At 54.6% G+C, this 17,943-nt stretch carries 15 protein-coding genes; 5 read left to right on the top strand and 10 right to left on the bottom strand.

All coding sequences use genetic code 11. The features are described 5' to 3' along the window. Positions 1-111: 111 nt before the first annotated feature. Positions 112-1,569 carry an NAD-dependent succinate-semialdehyde dehydrogenase gene (locus tag ACFPLB_RS10565; protein ID WP_378229379.1) on the top strand — a complete coding sequence of 486 codons (1,458 nt, stop codon included), beginning with the start codon at positions 112-114 and terminating at the stop codon, positions 1,567-1,569. 224 nt (positions 1,570-1,793) lie between these two features. Here ACFPLB_RS10565 and ACFPLB_RS10560 read toward each other — a convergent pair whose 3' ends face one another. Continuing rightward, positions 1,794-2,243 (bottom strand): Lrp/AsnC ligand binding domain-containing protein, encoded by a 450-nt coding sequence (locus ACFPLB_RS10560; protein ID WP_378229377.1) that lies wholly within the window; start codon positions 2,241-2,243, stop codon positions 1,794-1,796. Between the two features lie 170 nt (positions 2,244-2,413). Here ACFPLB_RS10560 and putA point away from each other — a divergent pair, with 170 nt between their 5' ends. Further along, entirely contained in the window at positions 2,414-6,025 is a 3,612-nt protein-coding gene (gene putA / locus ACFPLB_RS10555; protein ID WP_378229375.1) for a bifunctional proline dehydrogenase/L-glutamate gamma-semialdehyde dehydrogenase PutA, read from the top strand. A gap of 61 nt (positions 6,026-6,086) precedes the next feature. Here the strand turns inward: putA and hmuQ are convergent, their stop codons facing one another. Both hmuQ and rirA read right to left on the bottom strand, forming a co-directional pair. Beyond that, complete coding sequence (gene hmuQ, locus ACFPLB_RS10550; RefSeq protein WP_378229373.1) at positions 6,087-6,401, bottom strand: antibiotic biosynthesis monooxygenase family protein; 315 nt, start codon at positions 6,399-6,401, stop codon at positions 6,087-6,089. Between the two features lie 23 nt (positions 6,402-6,424). Then, positions 6,425-6,925 (bottom strand): iron-responsive transcriptional regulator RirA, encoded by a 501-nt coding sequence (gene rirA / locus ACFPLB_RS10545; protein ID WP_378229371.1) that lies wholly within the window; start codon positions 6,923-6,925, stop codon positions 6,425-6,427. A 362-nt stretch (positions 6,926-7,287) separates the two neighbouring features. On the opposite strand from rirA, the gene ACFPLB_RS10540 reads away from it, so the two are divergent. Further along, positions 7,288-7,833, top strand: a complete 546-nt coding sequence (locus ACFPLB_RS10540; RefSeq protein ID WP_378229369.1) for a GNAT family N-acetyltransferase — start codon at positions 7,288-7,290, stop codon at positions 7,831-7,833. 241 nt (positions 7,834-8,074) lie between these two features. On the opposite strand, the gene ACFPLB_RS10535 is transcribed toward ACFPLB_RS10540, so the two are convergent. Beyond that, a complete protein-coding gene (locus ACFPLB_RS10535) occupies positions 8,075-9,268 on the bottom strand; it encodes a hypothetical protein (RefSeq protein WP_378229367.1) in 1,194 nt (397 codons plus the stop codon). A gap of 193 nt (positions 9,269-9,461) precedes the next feature. Here ACFPLB_RS10535 and parC point away from each other — a divergent pair, with 193 nt between their 5' ends. Both parC and ACFPLB_RS10525 read left to right on the top strand, forming a co-directional pair. Then, a complete protein-coding gene (gene parC, locus ACFPLB_RS10530) occupies positions 9,462-11,729 on the top strand; it encodes a DNA topoisomerase IV subunit A (protein WP_378229365.1) in 2,268 nt (755 codons plus the stop codon). A gap of 291 nt (positions 11,730-12,020) precedes the next feature. Then, positions 12,021-13,166 carry an AI-2E family transporter gene (locus ACFPLB_RS10525; protein WP_378229478.1) on the top strand — a complete coding sequence of 382 codons (1,146 nt, stop codon included), beginning with the start codon at positions 12,021-12,023 and terminating at the stop codon, positions 13,164-13,166. A gap of 143 nt (positions 13,167-13,309) precedes the next feature. On the opposite strand, the gene ACFPLB_RS10520 is transcribed toward ACFPLB_RS10525, so the two are convergent. From ACFPLB_RS10520 to hemB, 6 genes are all read right to left on the bottom strand, one after another. After that, a complete protein-coding gene (locus ACFPLB_RS10520) occupies positions 13,310-14,209 on the bottom strand; it encodes a DMT family transporter (protein WP_465251473.1) in 900 nt (299 codons plus the stop codon). Positions 14,210-14,277: 68 nt separating this feature from the next. Beyond that, positions 14,278-15,033 (bottom strand): arginyltransferase, encoded by a 756-nt coding sequence (locus ACFPLB_RS10515; RefSeq protein ID WP_378229363.1) that lies wholly within the window; start codon positions 15,031-15,033, stop codon positions 14,278-14,280. 53 nt (positions 15,034-15,086) lie between these two features. Next, the gene (gene crcB, locus ACFPLB_RS10510; RefSeq protein WP_378229361.1) at positions 15,087-15,533 is read right to left on the bottom strand and encodes a fluoride efflux transporter CrcB; all 447 of its coding nucleotides are present in this window, start codon (positions 15,531-15,533) and stop codon (positions 15,087-15,089) included. Between the two features lie 140 nt (positions 15,534-15,673). Next, positions 15,674-16,144: an RDD family protein gene (locus ACFPLB_RS10505; RefSeq protein ID WP_378229359.1), complete on the bottom strand. Its 471-nt coding sequence runs from the start codon at positions 16,142-16,144 to the stop codon at positions 15,674-15,676. Positions 16,145-16,206: 62 nt separating this feature from the next. Further along, positions 16,207-16,578: a DUF423 domain-containing protein gene (locus ACFPLB_RS10500; protein WP_378229358.1), complete on the bottom strand. Its 372-nt coding sequence runs from the start codon at positions 16,576-16,578 to the stop codon at positions 16,207-16,209. Between the two features lie 210 nt (positions 16,579-16,788). After that, entirely contained in the window at positions 16,789-17,820 is a 1,032-nt protein-coding gene (gene hemB, locus ACFPLB_RS10495) for a porphobilinogen synthase (protein WP_378229356.1), read from the bottom strand. Positions 17,821-17,943: the final 123 nt, after the last annotated feature.

The following is a 17,943-nucleotide window of genomic DNA, read 5'->3' as shown; positions in this document are numbered from 1 at the left end:
TCCCTTTAGCCTGCTGGGATAGGAATGGCAGGCAGGCGTTTCTTTGAAGGCGCATTTTTATCACGAAATTCTGATAGCGCAGTCATTAGGCGCCCAGGGGAGGCGAGCAAAATGCTCCAGAAGACCAGTCATTTCATGAAGCAGGCCAATCTCATCAATGGTGAGTGGGTGCAAGCTGATTCCGGACAGACCATTGATGTGATCAACCCGGCTACGGGCCTGACAATCGGCACCGTGCCAAAGTCGGGTGCTGCCGAAACCCGCCGCGCCATTGCGGCTGCAGAAGAAGCGTTTCTTTCATTTCGCAAGACATCGGCGCTGGAGCGCGCGAATTTGCTGCGCAAGCTCCATGATGCCATCATGGACAATCAGGAGGCGCTGGCGCAATTGCTGACCATGGAGCAGGGCAAGTCGCTGACCGAAGCAAGGGGTGAGGTCGGTTCTTCGGCTGCCTATGTGCTGTGGTTTGCCGAAGAGGCGCGCCGCGCCTATGGCGATGTCATTCCCTCCCCATGGGCGGACCGCCGCGTACTGGTGACAAAAGAGCCGGTTGGCGTGATTGCCGCTATTACGCCATGGAATTTCCCGTCCTCCATGCTGTCACGCAAGCTTGGACCTGCTCTTGCCGCCGGTTGTACTTCTGTGGTCAAGCCTGCGTCGCAAACGCCATATTCGGGCCTTGCCTGGGGCGCGCTGTGCGAGGAAGTGGGCTTTCCCAAAGGTGTGGTCAATATCGTGACTGGTTCTGCTGCAGCCATTGGCGATGAAATATGCGCCAATCCGACAGTCCGGAAGTTGACCTTTACCGGCTCGACGGAAGTGGGCAAGATGCTGACCGGCAAAGCCGCTTCCACTGTGAAAAAAGTGTCGATGGAGCTTGGCGGCAATGCGCCGTTCCTTGTCTTTGACGATGCCGATCTTGACCGTGCCGTGCAAGGTGCTATTGCGGCCAAATTCCGCAATTCGGGCCAGACCTGTGTGTGCACCAATCGCTTCTTTGTGCAGGCTGGCGTTTATGATGCCTTCGTGGAAAAATTTACCGAAGCAGCCGCTGCCCTCAAGGTTGGTCCGGGGCAAGAGGAAGGCGTTCAGCAAGGGCCGCTGATTGACACCAAAGCGGTTGAAAAGGTTGAGGAATTCATTGAAGATGCCGTTGCCAAGGGGGGCAAGATCACCACTGGCGGCAAGCGTCATGAACTGGGCGGTTCCTTTTTCCAGCCGACCGTGATTTCAGATGCAAATATGCAGATGAAATTCACGAAGGAGGAAATTTTTGGACCGCTTGCCCCGGTGTTCAAATTTGAAACCGAAGAAGAAGCAGTAGCACTTGCCAACAGCACCGAATTTGGTCTGGCCTGCTATTTCTACACCGGCGATCTCGGTCGCGCTTTCCGCGTCATGGAAGGTCTGAAATATGGCATGGTCGGGGTCAATGAAGGGGTAATCACCACGCCGGAGGCACCATTCGGTGGGGTCAAGGAATCCGGCCTTGGTCGTGAAGGCGGCTATCAGGGCATGGATGATTATCTCGACACCAAATATGTCTGCATCGGTGGCCTGGGCCTTTGATATGGAGCCTGTCTCCTGAATTGGGAACCAATTTAATTGGGAACCAATTTCAGGATAAAGACATGCGTAAAAACAAAGACCTAAAGCAGGTCGTATGAATCTGAAAGATCGCGACCTGCTTTTGGCATCAGTCACTTTTACTCAGAGGGGGCGCACTTTGGTGCGCCCTTTTTGATTCATGCGCATGATCTTGTCCAAAAAGTCTGCAACTTTTTGGGATCAGGCTATCTGTCCTTGACCGTTTCCATGGCAACGAAGGTTGAGGTCTGCGCCACATGGGGCAGGGCTGAAATCCGCTCACCCAGCACACGGCGATAGCTGGCAATGTCGCGGGTGCGCACTTTCAAAAGATAATCAAAACTGGCCGCAATCATGTGGCATTGCTCAATCTCGCGCACCGTCTGCACCGCCCGGTTAAACTCATCGAGTGCAAAAGAGCGCGTATCCGACAGTTTGACCTGCACAAATGCAACATGGCCTTCGCCCATGCGCTCGCTGTCGATGATTGCGCCATAGCCGCGGATGAAGCCGTCGCGCTCCAGCCGCTTGACCCGCGCCTGCACCGGCGTTTTGGACAGGCCGACCCTTGTGGCCAGTTCCGCCATGGACAGCCTGCCTTCGCTGGCCAGTGCCGCAAGGATATTTCGGTCTATACGATCCAGATGATCTTCCATATTTTCATGAGCAGTTTTTTTGACTAGAATTATAAGTTTCAATAGTCTTTTTAGTCCATTTAGTCGAGCTCTTTGGACCGATCAGTTTCTGTGCTGTGTGGTAAGCTCAGTTAACGAGGTCTGGCCGTTGCCAGACCCATAAAAATTGCTTTTGTTTGGACAGGAACGCCATGCCAAGCCTTGCTTTGATCCGCCAGCAGATCCGCGCCAATTACCTGCCTGATGAGGATGATGCGGTCAAACATCTGATTGAAGCCCTTGCCCTTTCGCAGCCAGAGCGTGAAAAAATTGCGCAACAGGCCGTTGAACTGGTCAAGGCCGTGCGCGGCTCGTCTGATGCGGGGCTGATGGAGGTTTTTTTATCCACCTATGGCCTGTCCACCAAGGAAGGTGTTGCCTTGATGTGTTTGGCTGAAGCGCTGTTGCGGGTGCCTGACGCCGAGACAATGGACGATCTAATCGCCGATAAGATTGCGCCGCATGACTGGTCGGCCCATTCCGGTTCCTCCTCCTCGATTTTCGTCAATGCCTCGACATGGGCGCTGATGCTGACGGGCAGGGTGCTGGATGAGGGGGAAGGCACGATTGAAAAAACGCTGCGTTCCATGGTGCGGCGTCTGGGCGAGCCGGTCATTCGCAAGGCGGTGGCGGCAGCAATGCGCGAAATGGGTGAACAGTTCGTGCTGGGGCGCACCATTGCCGAGGCCATGAAACGCGGCAAGTCGATGACCGACAAGGGTTATCTGTATTCCTTCGATATGCTGGGGGAGGCGGCACGCACCGAGGCGGATGCGCTGCGTTATCTCAAGGCTTATCAGGACGCGATTGCCGCGCTCGACAGTTCCGCCAATGGCCCCGATATTCGCCGCAATCATGGTATTTCGGTCAAATTATCGGCAATCCATCCGCGCTATGAGGTGGGGCAAAGAAAAACCATGCTGCCGGTGATGGTGGAGCGGCTCTTGTCACTGGCGCTGGCGGCAAAACAGGCCAATATGGGCCTGAATGTCGATGCTGAGGAGGCTGACAGGCTTGATCTTTCGCTGGATGTCATTGAAGCGGTTTTAAGCGATGAGCGCCTTGCCGGCTGGGATGGGTTCGGCGTTGTGGTGCAGGCCTATGGGCCGCGTTGCAGCTTTACCATTGACTGGCTTTATGCGCTGGCAAAAAAGCTCAATCGCAAGATCATGGTTCGGCTGGTCAAGGGCGCTTACTGGGACACCGAAATCAAGCGGGCGCAGGTGATGGGGCTTTCCGGTTATCCGGTCTTTACCCGCAAGGCCAATACGGATGTGTCCTATATGGCTTGCGCCAAAAAACTTTTATCGATGACGGATTACATCTATCCGCAGTTTGCCACCCATAATGCGCATACAGTTGCCGCCATCCTTTCGATGGCAAGCGACAGGCATAGCTTTGAATTCCAGCGCCTGCATGGCATGGGTGAACCATTGCATGAGGCGGTGCGCCAGGCGCAAGCTACGGTCTGCCGCATCTATGCGCCGGTTGGGGCCCATTCCGATCTGCTGGCCTATCTGGTGCGCCGCCTTCTGGAAAATGGCGCCAACTCCTCCTTTGTGCATCAATTGACCGATGTGTCGGTGTCGCCTGAGGCCATTGCCCGCGATCCGCTGGAAATCGTTGAAAGACAAGGCCCGGCTGCCAATCCCAATATCGCCAGCCCGGCTGAGATTTTTGGTGCAAGCCGCCGCAATGCGAAGGGCTGGGATATTACCGATGTGGTGACGCTGACTGCGCTGGATCAGCAACGGGCAGCTTTTGCCGCGCCACATCAATGGCAGGCAAAGCCGCTTACGCAAGCCAAAGGCAAGGGCGTTGCGCGCGATATTCTCAATCCGGCCCGGATCAGTGAAGTGGTGGGCTCTGTGGTTGAGGCCACGCAAGAGCAGGTGGAAGCAGCCATTGGACTGGCGGTAAACGCCCAGCCGGGCTGGGTGGCGACATCTGTTTGTGAGCGTGCCGATATATTGCGCCGGGCGGCTGATCTTTATGAAGAAAATGCTGCCGAATTTTTTGCGCTGATGGCGCGTGAGGCAGGCAAGACGCTGGCCGATGCTGTGGCAGAACTGCGCGAGGCCGTGGATTTTTTACGCTATTATGCAACAGAAGCCGCCAGTGTGGAGGCAGGAACCGAAGCACGCGGGGTGATAGCCTGTATCTCGCCCTGGAATTTTCCGCTGGCCATTTTTACCGGCCAGATTGCGGCAGCCCTTGTCACCGGTAATGCGGTGATTGCCAAACCGGCCGAACAGACCCCGCTGATTGCTTGTCGTGCGGTTGAGTTGCTGCATGAGGCGGGGGTGCCCGCAGATGTGATCCAGCTTCTGCCCGGCGACGGGCCATCGGTTGGGGCGCCATTGACGGCTGATCCGCGAATTGCTGGCGTTTGCTTTACCGGCTCGACAGAAGTGGCGAAACTGATCGAGGCACAGCTTTCCAGAACGGCAGCGCCCGATGCCATGCTGATTGCAGAAACCGGCGGCTTGAATGCCATGGTGGTTGATTCAACCGCACTGCCCGAACAGGCGGTGCGCGATATTCTGGCCTCTGCCTTTCAAAGTGCGGGGCAACGCTGTTCGGCGCTGCGTATTCTTTATGTCCAAAAGGATGTGGAGAAGAAAATGCACGAAATGCTGATTGGTGCGATGCAGGAATTGCAGCTTGGCGATCCATGGTCGATTTCCACCGATGTCGGCCCGCTGATTGACGCTGAAGCGCAAGACGCCATTGGCGATTATTGCCGTGATATGGACGCAAAAGGCAAAGTGCTGGCGCAGCTTGATGCGCCGCAAGGCGGGCGCTTTGTCGGCCCTCATGTGATTTCCGTGCGCGGCATTGAAGAGATCGAGCGCGAGATTTTTGGCCCGGTTTTGCATGTGGCGACCTTCGATGCCGAGAAGATTGACAGCGTGATCGGGGCAGTCAATGCTGGTGGCTATGGCCTGACCTTTGGTTTGCATACCCGTATTGAAGGCCGCGCCCAGCATTTTGTAGATGGCATTCATGCCGGCAATATTTATGTCAATCGTAACCAGATCGGTGCTGTTGTCGGCTCACAGCCCTTTGGCGGCGAGGGCCTGTCGGGCACTGGCCCCAAGGCTGGCGGGCCGCATTATCTGCGGCGTTTTCGCAAGGGAGCCGAGGCGGGTGCTGAACTGGCCGAGGCCCGTTTTGTTACGGAAACAGAACTGAAGGACAATATGCCTGATCCGGCACTTCAGAACTGGTCGATGCGGCCAGACCGGATTGCCATTTTGCGCAAACATTTGCGTGGCAAGGGGGCTGCGGCAATGGCGGCATCTGCCGGTCTCGAGTTTGGTCAGGTGGATTTGCCCGGTCCAACTGGCGAAGCCAATACCTTGATGCTGGCGCCGCGGGGCCGGGTGCTGTGTCTGGGGTCAGATGCCGATACGCTTCTGGCGCAGACAGTACAGGCGCTGGCCGCCGGAAATGCGGTTCTGGCAATTGCACCCGGTGCTGCTCAAGCGCTCGTTACACTGACCGGCAAGGGCTTGCCGCTTGCTGTTGTGGAGGCGCGCATGGACACGACGCTGCTTGCCTCATTAAAGCTTGATGTGGTGGCTTTTTCAGGCGCTGTGGAAGAGGCACGCAAATTGCGCCATGCGCTGGCTGGTCGCCCGGGAGCAATTGTGCCGCTGATTACCGAGGTGATCTATCCGGCAGCCTATGCGCATGAGCGCGCGGTGTGTGTCGATACAACTGCTGCCGGAGGCAATGCCAGCCTGCTGGCCAGCGCCTGATTTTCCTTTGTTTTTACACATGATTGTATCTGAAATTTTTCAGATACAATCATGTTCTGATCTATGCGCCTTCGACGGTTAAAAAACCCTCGAAATGGGGTGGGCCGTCGGTTAACACCTTGCCGGTGCCAAGGTTTTTATGAGTATCGCGAAAATTTTGGGATTTCATCCAGGCATTGAACGCATCCTGATCTTCCCACTCGCTGTGCGAGACATAGAGCGTGTAGCCCTCAGTCTTGTTGGCCGGTCCGCTCAACAGATGGAAGCTGCGAAAGCCCTGCATTTCATGAAGGGTTGATTCGCGGTTTTTCCAGAGATTTTCAAATTCCGCTTCCAGGCCCTTCAAGACCTTGAAGCGGTTCATGGCGATATACATTGCTATCCTTTTAAAGCATCGAATCAGCCAATGGCAGCATGATGTTCGGCAGTGACCTTCTTGCGCGGGGGAGCCTTGCGTGGCGCAAGAGCGTCGATGCCAAGTGCGGCGCGCATATTGGGGCGCTCTGCAATCAGATCGGCGATCGAATGCTTTTGCAAAACGCTGAAGAAGGCATTGAGGGCCTCATGCAGCGCCAGATTAAGGCCGCAACTGTCAACCAGCGGGCAGTCGGATGTTTCGCTGTCGAAACATTCGGCCATCGAGAAATTGTCTTCCGTTACCCGTACCACATCGAACAGATTAATGTCTTCGGCAGCGCGTCCAAGGCGAACCCCGCCATTGCGGCCGCGCAGGGTTTCCACTATGCCGTTTTCAACGAGGGGTTGCAAAATCTTGAACAGGAACAGTTCTGAGACCCCATAGGCCGAGGCGATCTCGGGAATACGGCTTAGCTGGCCGTCATTGGTTGCGCAATACATCAAGATACGTATGGCGTAATTGGTCTGGCGCGTCAGTCGCATGGCTCATCCTCGCAGCTAAAGCCTGTCTCCCGAACCGGGACCCGTTTCGGGATAAAGACATGCGTAAAACAAAAACCTAAAGCGTAAGGAACGAATCTGTAAAGACCGTGATACGATTTAGCACACTATATATGGCCTATAGTTTGGAATAATTCTAGATCGGCAGTCGAAAATTATGATTATTATGGTCATCTTTTTTGCATCCGGTCCATGTGGATTTTTTGTCTGCCAGTCAATTTTGCATGGCAGATGCTCTTTTTTGCTGCCCTGTAACGGGCATCAAGTGCTTGATAATTATGCTGCATCGCACAATATAGAGCATGTCGAAAGCAACTCGCGGGAGGAATCCAGAGGAGTGCGACATGAACAGAAATTTGGATAATTGTCTTCATCTGTCCGGGGTTATACGCCAGTTGCGGCCTTCGGATCTGCCAAAATTTCGTGATCATCTTCTCAGGCTTGATGCGACAAGTCGGCGTGAGCGCTTCAACGGTCTGGTGCATGACCGGTTCATTTCCGCCTATGCCTATCGCTCTTTTGCGGCGGGAACGACAATTATCGCCTATCTGGAGGGTGATGAGGTTCTGGGCGCTGCCGAAATTCACGAACGCGCAGGCACACAGGAGCCGACGGCTGAAATCGCCTTCAGTGTCGAGCCGCATCTTCAGCATCGCGGACTGGGCCGTTTGCTGTTTGCGCAACTGATCGAGAAAGCCCGTGATTTTGGCTATACAAAACTGCTGATCAGCACGACGCCGCAAAATGCCCCCATGCGCGCCCTTGCCCGGCGCTATAATGCGCATCTGGCTTTTCAGGATGGCGAGACATTGGGCAATATTGATCTTGATCCGTTGATGCCTCTTTCTGTGTCTGCATCTGCAGGCAAGCCCGAAAGAGCGGTTTTGTAACCAGCTTGAATTGATGAAAGAAAGGCCGCTTCCAGATGAAGCGGCCTTTTGGTTTAAGTGCCCTTTTGATTTAACTGTATTGTGATTGGGTCAGATGAAGCTGCCCGTGTCCACAAAAAATGATTTAAAGCGTGTCGCGATCTTTCAGATTCACGCGACACGCTTTAAGTTATTGTTATTACGCATGTCTTTATCCCGAAACTGGTTCCCAGTTCGGGAGACAGGCTTTAAAAACCAAAAATCAGTTCTGGTTGGCTTTGACAGCTACGCCAAGACTTTTGGTCAGATCGGCAGGATTGCCCATGGCGTTGGCCATGATCAGGGCAAAAGGCATGGGCGAGGCGGGGCTGGCCAGAATTTCCAGACTGCGCGGATCATCCAGATACTGGTTGAGTGCTGTCGAAGCTTGTGTCGTCAGTTCCGGATTTTGCAACTGGGCAAGGCCGAAGGGCACAATGGCCTTGACCTGATTGGCAATATCCTTGCCCGACATGCCCTGCTGCTTTCCAACATAGTCAAGGACCTTGTTGGTCAAAGAGTGATCGGTAAAGCGGATTGCAGCGCTGTTGAAGCTGAGCTGCTGCATCAGGCCAAGTATGGCCATGCCTTGCGCAGAACTGTTAGCATCACCTGACATTTGCGCCATTTGCTTTTGCAGATCCTGCATGGATTTGATGAAAGCCGGGGTGTAGCCGCCAATGCTGAAGGTCATGCCCAACGTGCCGGCATTGTCGACGCTGATGTCATATTGAGAAAAATCCAGCCTGCCATCGGCAGGATTCCAGCTTCCTGCCATGGTCATGTTGCCGGTGATGGTTTCATAACCAAGGGTTTTGATCGCATCCTTGAACTTTGCATCTTCCACCAGGGCAAGATTGCTGCTGAATTGCGGCACGCTGGCCGAAAAATTCATGGGCTGGCCATTCTTGAAATCCGACATAGATGTTTTGATGCCGCTGGCTGAAAAGGCCTCGGTGCCTTTCACGGACACGCTGACCATGTCCAGTTCGGCTGCCTGGTAATACATGAAGTTGCCCAGCGCATTGGTCGTATCTTCGGCTGGAATGACAACACCGCGCATGATGAAGGGGCTTGCCTCAATGGTGGTGTCGCCTTCGCTGCGCGAATAGGCCTGCGTGGACAGGGTTTTGATTGTATAGCCCCCATCTGCGGGCATGACATCTTCAAGTTTGACATCGCCAATGGCAAGGTTTTCTGAAGAGCCGGAGGCGGTCAGCGACACGCCCTGCAAGGACATGGAGGACGCATCGCCTGAAATGCTGGTCCATGTCATTTCAAGCCCCTGATGGGACAGGGCCGTCTTCAGCCCTTGCGCAATGTCACCCGTATCCTGTGCCCAGGCAGGTGTCAGCGCCATGCTGAACAGAATGGTCGAGAGGGCCAGCCTGTGCCGGTTCTTAGGTTGAAAACTCATCATGGGCTCCGGTTTGTAAAGAATTTTGAGTCTGCATCTGTCCGCAGGAATGGGTTGAGGGCAAGTCTATTTTTGACTTTTTGGTGAAAAATTCGCGTTAAAGTAGTGAATTCACCAAATTTCCATGCCGGAAAGCGGTCTGATTCTGCTTGCAGCCCTTGCCGCGATCCAAGGCCTCGGTTAGTCAGGCTTTATGGGAAAAAGCCTTTTGCCGCCCGGTGATGGGGGCGATCATATTGAACCGGTCGATCTGAAGCAGGCGCTCGAAGAGCGTTATCTTGCCTATGCCTTGTCGACCATCATGCACCGTGCGTTGCCGGATGTGCGCGATGGCTTGAAGCCGGTTCACCGGCGCATCATGCATGCCATGCGACTTTTGCGCCTGAACCCGGATCAGGGTTTTGCCAAATGCGCCCGCATTGTCGGCGAGGTGATGGGCAAATTCCACCCGCATGGCGACCAGTCTATTTATGATGCTCTGGTGCGGCTGGCGCAGGGCTTTTCCATGCGCTACCCGCTGGTCGACGGGCAGGGCAATTTTGGCAATATCGACGGTGATAATGCGGCCGCCATGCGCTACACGGAAGCGCGCATGACCGATGTGGCAACCGAATTGCTGGCCGGTATCACGGAAGATGCGGTCGATTATCGTCTGACCTATAATGAGGAAGATGAAGAGCCGGTCGTTTTGCCCGGCGCTTTTCCAAACCTGCTGGCCAATGGCTCGTCCGGCATTGCAGTGGGCATGGCAACCTCCATTCCCTCGCATAATGTTGCCGAACTTTGCGATGCCGCCCTTTGCCTGATTGACGGGGTCAAGACCGGGCAGGATATTGCCGATGACCGTTTGATGGATTTTGTGAAGGGGCCGGATTTTCCCACCGGCGGCATTGTCATCGACGATCGCGCCTCGATTGCCGAGACCTATCGCACCGGGCGCGGCTCGTTTCGGGTGCGCGCACGTTGGCATCAGGAAGATCAGGGCCGCGGTACATGGGTCATTGCCATTACCGAAATTCCCTACGGGGTTCAGAAATCACGGCTGATCGAAAAGATTGCCGAATTGCTGATCGCCCGCAAGCTGCCGCTTTTAGAAGACATACGCGATGAAAGTGCGGAAGATGTGCGCGTTGTTCTGGTGCCCAAGAGCCGCAGCGTTGATCCCGGCATCCTGATGGAATCGCTGTTCAAGCTGACAGAGCTTGAGAATCGCTTTTCACTCAACATGAATGTGCTGTCGCGCGGCAAGGCGCCCAATGTGCTGTCCTTGAAAAGCGTCTTGCGCGAATGGCTGGACCATCGCCGTGAGGTTTTGCAGCGCCGTTCGCGTCATCGACTGGCTGAAATTGAGCGACGGCTGGAAATTCTTGCCGGTTATCTCATTGCCTATCTCAATATTGATGAGGTGATTCGCATCATTCGCGAGGAGGATGAGCCCAAAGCGGTGATGATGGGGCGCTGGGACCTGAGTGATACGCAGGCTGAAGCCATCCTCAACATGCGGTTGCGTTCGCTGCGCAAGCTGGAAGAATTTGAAATCCGAAAGGAATTCGACGCGCTGACCGAGGAAAAACAGGCAATCGAGGCCCTGCTTGGCGATGAAATGAAGCAGTGGAACACGATTTCCTGGGAAATCCAGAAAATACGCCGCGATTTTGGTCCCGAAGAAAACAAGGAACTGGGGCCGCGCCGCACCAGCTTTGCCCAGGCGCCCGAACATGATCTTTCCGATATTGCCCAGGCCATGATCGAGAAAGAGCCGGTGACGGTGGTGGTGTCGGAAAAAGGCTGGCTGCGCGCCATGAAGGGGCATTTGAGCGATTATTCCCAGCTTGCCTTCAAGGAAGATGACAGTCTCAAGCTCGCCTTCCATGCCCAGACGACCGACAAGATCCTGTTCCTCACCACGGGAGGGAAATTCTATACGATCGGAGCCGACAGGTTGCCTGGCGGGCGCGGTCATGGCGAACCAATCCGTATCATGGTCGATATGGAAACCGATCAGGATATTGTGACAGCCTTTGTGCATGAGCCGGGGCGCAAATTGCTGCTGGCTTCATATCAGGGCAATGGCTTTATCGTTTCCGAAGATGAGATTGTCGCCAATACCCGTAAAGGGCGTCAGGTGATGAATGTGAAACTGCCTGATGAAGCGCGTTTTTGCACTCCTGTGACCGGTGATCATGTCGCCATCATTGGTGAAAACCGGAAAATGCTGGTCTTTGCCGTGTCGGAAATTCCGGAAATGACACGTGGCAAGGGTGTCCGATTGCAAAGATACAAGGATGGCGGGATCAGCGACCTGAAGACGTTTTCCATGGAATCAGGTCTGACATGGCAAGATTCTGCCGAGCGCAATTTTACACGCACACAGGCTGAACTGGTGGAGTGGATGGGCGCGCGTGCCTCTGCCGGGCGAATGGTTCCAAAGGGTTTCCCACGTACTGGCAAGTTTGAATGAGCGTGAATTTTCTTTTGTTTTCAGCTTTCTGGCAAGCCGGTTTGATGGTTTGATTCAAGCCTGTATGGGCAAAACAGGCTTGAACATGCTTGTGACATTATTCTTCGCAATTTTTACATTCAGGCAATTGTCATAATAATTGCTTTGTAATGTTGGGATAAAGTCAGGGAAGAGGGTTTGGCAGAGTTGTCTTGCAGCTTTGCCGAAAAAAACCCTTGGCAGGCAGATTGGCTGGAGGCGCGGCCTTTGAAAGAACAGGGTACTCAGGCAAAGGCGGGCGAACTGCGCCTCATGGGGCGTAGCTCACCGGTGCGCTCGGCCGTGATTCAACCGCTGTCGGCGGCGCGCTGGCTGCTGATCATGGTTGTTGCAGCGGGTGTTTATTTCTTTCATGGGTTTCTGGTGCCGGTTCTGGCGGCATTAGTGATTGCGTTTGCCAGTTGGCCGCTTTACCGGCGGCTGCTGGCTTTTGTCGGTGGCAGCCGGACAATCGCGGCCAGTGTCGCGCTTTTGCTGATTTTGGCCTTCATCGTTGTGCCTATCGTGTTTGCGGGCATGTATACGTTCAACGAAATCCATGGCTGGGTGATGTGGGCGGTGGAAGCCAACCGGCAAGGTGCGCCGGTTCCCGAATGGATTGCCGCTTTGCCAATTGTCGGTGAATCGCTGGCCCAGCAATGGTCGACAACCATTGATCACCCCGGCGGGATTGGCGAACTGATCCAATTGGTGAGCGGCGCCAATATCGGCTCCATCTACAGGGGCGTGGTGGCGGCAGGCGGCAGTGCCTTCAGTCTGTTTTTGTCTCTGCTGTTCATGCTGATCGCCCTGTTTTTCACCTATCGGGACGGTGAAGATATGGCCGCACAATTAGACCGTATTGGCGAACGCATCCTGCCTGCGCGCTGGGAGCGTTTTTCGCGTGTGGTTCCGGCAACCATCAGTTCCACCGTGACGGGCATGACGCTGATTGCCATTGGCGAGGGTGTGGTTCTGGGCTTTGCCTATTGGTTGGCCGGGGTGCCTTCGCCGGTCACACTTGGTATGCTGACCGGGTTGATGGCGCTTATTCCCGGCGGCGCGCCGTTTTCGTTCACGCTGGTCTCGCTTTATCTGGTGGCCAGCGGCTCACCCTTTGCCGGTGTCGCCCTTTTTATATGGGGTTCGGTTGAACTGTTCATTGTCGACAAGACCTTGCGCCCGCGGCTGGTTGGCGGGCCGATCAAGCTGCCATTTTTACCGACCTTCTTCGGGCTGGTCGGTGGGGTGAAAACCATGGGTTTTGTCGGCCTGTTCGTTGGCCCGGTGCTGATGGCGCTGCTGGTCGCCATCTGGCGTGAGTGGCAGCATGAGGTTGATGCTCCTGAAACTGCCATTGTGCCGGTTGTGACAACAGAAACTGTTGCGGCTGTGCCGGTTCCAGATGTGCCTGCCTGATATTTTTGTTTTCACGGCAAACGGATGAAATGCTCTTAGAGCGGTTCTTGTTTTAATGGAACGGTAGAACCGCTCTAACTCTTTGTTTTTATGCATTATCGCAGACGCCAAATGTTTCCATTTGGCTGCGAAATACTCTTAATTCAGGCAGGGTGGCGGATTGCCAGTGCAGCGCCTCTGCGGCGTCCCTCGCGCAATTGCCATAATGAATGGCATATCAGGGTCAGGATCAGGATCGCACCGCCGATCAGGCTGTTGCGACTGGGCGCTTCAGAAAAAATCATCCACACCCATACCGGCGCCAGGACGGTCTCCAGCAGATAAAACATCGCGACTTCCGGCGCGGTAATATATTTGGGCCCATTGGCGAGGCAGAAAAACGATATGGGGATGACGACCGCGCCATTGAAAATGATCCAGCCCGGTTGAGCAATATTGAGCCCGGTTTTTGAAACCATGAAACCGGCAACCAGGCAGGGCAGGATCACCCCGATCAGCGCTGCAAAGCCCATATCTTTCCTGCTTGCCCGCGAAAGGGTGATGGCGCTGGCCAGCACGAAGGCGGCGCAGGTTGCAATAAGATTGCCAAACAGATTGCCCGTTCCCAGCGATGATCCAACGATGATGGAAATTCCCACAACCATCAGCGCCATGGCAAACAGGGTTTGCGGGCGGGGCCGCTCACGCAGAAACACCCATGAAAGCAATGCCGCAAACATGGCATTGAAGGCCAGAATGAAAACGAGATCCGCAGTTGTTGTGTTGAAAACAGCCAGAATGAACAGGATTGAGCTGCAACCATAAAGCCCGGCAACGATCAGCCCGGTACGGCCGGGAATCAGTCTGGGCGCATTTTCAGAAAAGAAACGCCAGATCGCCCACATGATCAGACCGGTGGTGATTGTCATGCAACTGCGAACAAACAGGATCGACCAGGCATCCCCATTGGCCAGCTTGATCAGCGGAATGTCGATGGTCAGCGCCATGCCGCCAAAAGCTGTTATCAACAGCCCCTTTGTGTGCTGGTTGGTGGTTTTGAACAAGGGGAGCTCCACAGACAGGGTAAAGGGCAGGAGTGCATACTGACAGTAACAGGATCGTGCTGTTTTGATTATTTATTTTTCTGATAGCGCTGCCAGCCTTGGGGGCCAAGATGCTCCTGCGGCTGAAAGCGTGTCTTATAGTCCATCTTGGGTGAGCCATGAACCCAATAGCCCAGATAAACATGGGGCAGGCCCATGGTTCTCGTGCGCTCAATATGATCAAGGATCATGAAGGTGCCAAGCGAGCGTTCCTCCATATCAGGATTGAAGAAGGAATAAACCATCGACAGCCCGTCTGCCATCTGGTCGGTCAGGGCCAGCGCGATCAGTTCGCCTTCGCCCTTGCCGGTGATGAAACTGTCGGGGCCACGTTTGCGATATTCGATGATTTTTGTATCGACATGGGTGTCTTCGACCATCATGGCATAGTCGAGGGCGCTCATGTCGGACATGCCGCCCAGATGATGGCGGGCTTCAAGATAAGTTTGAAACAGCAAATATTGCTCGGAAGTGGGCGGGGTATTACTGATCGAGCTGACCAGATCCTGATTTTTATGAAGCACGCGCTGCAAATTGCGGCTGGTTTTAAACTCTTGAGCCAGAATGCGCACGGACACACAGGCCTGACAGGTTTCACAGGCCGGGCGATAGGCAATATTTTGGGAACGGCGGAAGCCGCCTTGCGTCAGCAAATCATTCATCTCCACGGCTTTGGCGCCGCTGAGATGGGTAAAGACCTTGCGCTCAAGCTGCCCCTCAAGATAGGGGCAGGGTGAGGGGGCCGTCAGGAAAAACTGTGGTGACTGGGTCAGGTGCTGCGTCATCTGGTTAAGCGAACTCCACAAGAAATAACAGCTTGGCCCCTTCGTTGAAAATTTCAAGATATTTGCGGCGGCCCGCTTTCTTCTTCAATGGGAAGCTGGACAATACGCATGTCGCGATTGAAGTAAGTGGCGGTGAAATGGCCAATGGCGACTGCGCTTACACATAATACCACGGAAGCAGCGATATTGATGGATGCTCGTCCCATCGCGCCATTTCGCATCAGTTCAAGCGTTTGCAGGCTAAAGGACGAAAAAGTGGTGAAGCCACCACACAGGCCGACCATGACCAGCAGACGCATGTTTTCTGAAACTGGATAGCGTCCTTGCGCCAGAGTGAGTGTTCCAAACAGCCCGATGATAAAGGAGCCAAGCATATTGATGAGGATGGTTCCCCAGGGCAGAGAACCACTGATCGGCTGGGCGGCAATGGCCAGCATGTAGCGGGCAAGGCTTCCAAGCGCGCCTCCGAAAGCAACGGCCAGGCAGGAGGTGAATGACATGGGCACCCGATCCTTTTTCAAAGCCTTTGTTTTACGCGTAATCCTGAAAAGTCTGCAACTTTTCTAAGATCATGCTCCAAAAACATATCGCTTTATCTTTCAGGATCGGCTCCTGCTGTGGCTTGCATAAAAATCTGTTTTTAACGGTCGGTGCGGATGACCACCGTGCCAAGAAGCAGATCGTGGAGTGCGCGTTTGCGATCTGTAAACAGCATGATCAGGAGCACCAGCGGTGTCAGGATGACGTTGGCTGCCCAAAACAATATTGAATGTATCAGCGCAAAGATGCCATCGACCGGCTGACCATCAAGCCGCTCAAGGCGGATATTCATCCATTTCATGCCAACCGTGGCCTGCTCTTTGCCGCCCAGTGTGAACCAGACATAGGTAAGCGCCACCAGCGGAACGAGGAAACCAAACAATGCCCAGCCAAGGCCGAAGGTGAGGAGGCCAAGTAGCAGGACGAGAATGGCAAAGGGGATCGAAAGCAGGCCGACGATCAGATAATCAATGAAAAAAGCCAGCACACGGCGCGTGCGCACACCGTCATAGGCGCGATTGTCGTCGAGCCGGTTGGTGATGATTTCACCATGAAGGATGCGGGCATTCATAGGTTTTAAAACCTTTCAATTGTGATTTTCACTATTTTCAGATGGTGCGTGAGAGGCAATTTTCAAGAATTGGAAGTCTGGCTGCTGCTTTTTTGAGAGCGCAGGGCAGCAAGTGCTATCGCCAGCCAGCCTGCCATGAGCAATGTGCCGCCGATCGGGGCTGCAAAGGGGAAAAGTCGAGTTCCTACATAATCGCGCATTAAAAGATCACCGCAAAACAGGATGAGACCGGCAATCAGGATAAGGCCGGCGGCATGCAAGGTGCGGTTTGCAGTGAAGAGGCCAAGAGCCACAAGCACGCCTGCATGGGCAAGCAGGAAAGAGGCTGCCGTGCCGGTGAATATGCCGCCACCATGCGTGGCGGCTGCTGAAAGCGCAACCCCGGCAGCCCCTGCCAGCCCGGCAATAAAAACAATGAGGTGATTATTCATCATGGGTATTTTCCGTGCTGATCGTGAGTATCTGTTTTATTAGAGCGCCGTGCGTCCAATCGGACGCACGGCGCTCTAGGCACATTGCCGCAATGGTGGAAAACGAGCCTGCAAAACAGACGGCCAGATTGCGTTGCCAGTGGCGGTCGTGACCGGATTCCTGTGCGGGTCTGGCGGGTCTGGCTTCTGTCTTTGTCGTGGAGCCCGTGTCCGTCACCCTTTGAGCATTTCGGCAACCGCAGGTGCAAAATAGGTCAGGATGCCGTCTGCACCGGAACGCTTGAAGGCCAGAAGCGATTCCATCATGGCGCGTTCGCCATCAATCCAGCCATTGGCGCTGGCGGCCCTGATCATCGAATACTCGCCGGAAACCTGATAGGCGAAGGTTGGAAGCGCAAAAGTATCTTTCAACTGCCGGATGATGTCGAGATAGGGCAGGCCGGGCTTGACCATGATCATGTCCGCCCCTTCCACAATATCCTGCTCGGCCTCGCGCAAGGCTTCAGCACAATTGGCGGCGCTGATATAATAGGTTTTCTTGTCACCCTGCAAAAGCCCGGCAGTGCCGATGGCGTCGCGATAGGGACCGTAAAAAGCCGAATCGAATTTGGTCGCATAGGACATGATAGCCACATCCTGAAAGCCGTTTGCATCCAGTGCAGAGCGGATGGCGCCAATACGGCCGTCCATCATGTCTGATGGGGCAATGATATCAGCGCCGGCTGCGGCCTGAAGCACGGCGCCGGCAGCGACCTGATCAACCGTCTCATCATTGACGATGATGCCATCGCGTAAAATGCCGTCATGGCCATGGCTGGTGAAGGGATCGAGGGCAGAATCGGTGATGATGCCGATTTCGGGTACAGCTTGCTTGATGGCGCGGGTGGCGCGGTTGGTCAGATTGTCGGGGTTGAGTATCTGCGATCCGGTGACATCACGCAGTGACAGATCGACATTGGGAAAGGTGGCGATTGCCGGAATGCCGAGCTTTGCGGCATGTTCCACCTCGCGCACGGCCACATCGATCGAGAGACGAAAAACACCGGGCATGGCTGCAATCGGCTCACGTATATTGGCGCCCTCAACCAGAAAGACCGGCCAGATCAGGTCATCGACGGTGAGGTGATTTTCCTGCACCAGCCGCCGCGACCATGCGGCCTTGCGCATCCGCCTTAAGCGTCTGGAGCCGGTGATTTCATCAACGCTGCGTGTGCCTGCCGCTTTTTGGGGTATAAATTTGTTCATGACCAACTCCACAGGAACGGCAAAATCCAGCTTTTGCGCTTGGTTTCGCATATCCTGCGCGATTATCCAAAATCTTGTTTAGGAAAAAGGCTTTTAACATGCCCTTCAGCTTCAACCAATGTG

Source organism: Aquamicrobium segne, assembly GCF_042656785.1.
GTDB lineage: Bacteria > Pseudomonadota > Alphaproteobacteria > Rhizobiales > Rhizobiaceae > Mesorhizobium > Mesorhizobium segne.
The sequence above is the reverse complement of the archived record's forward strand: the minus strand, read 5'-3'. Positions and strand labels throughout refer to the sequence as shown.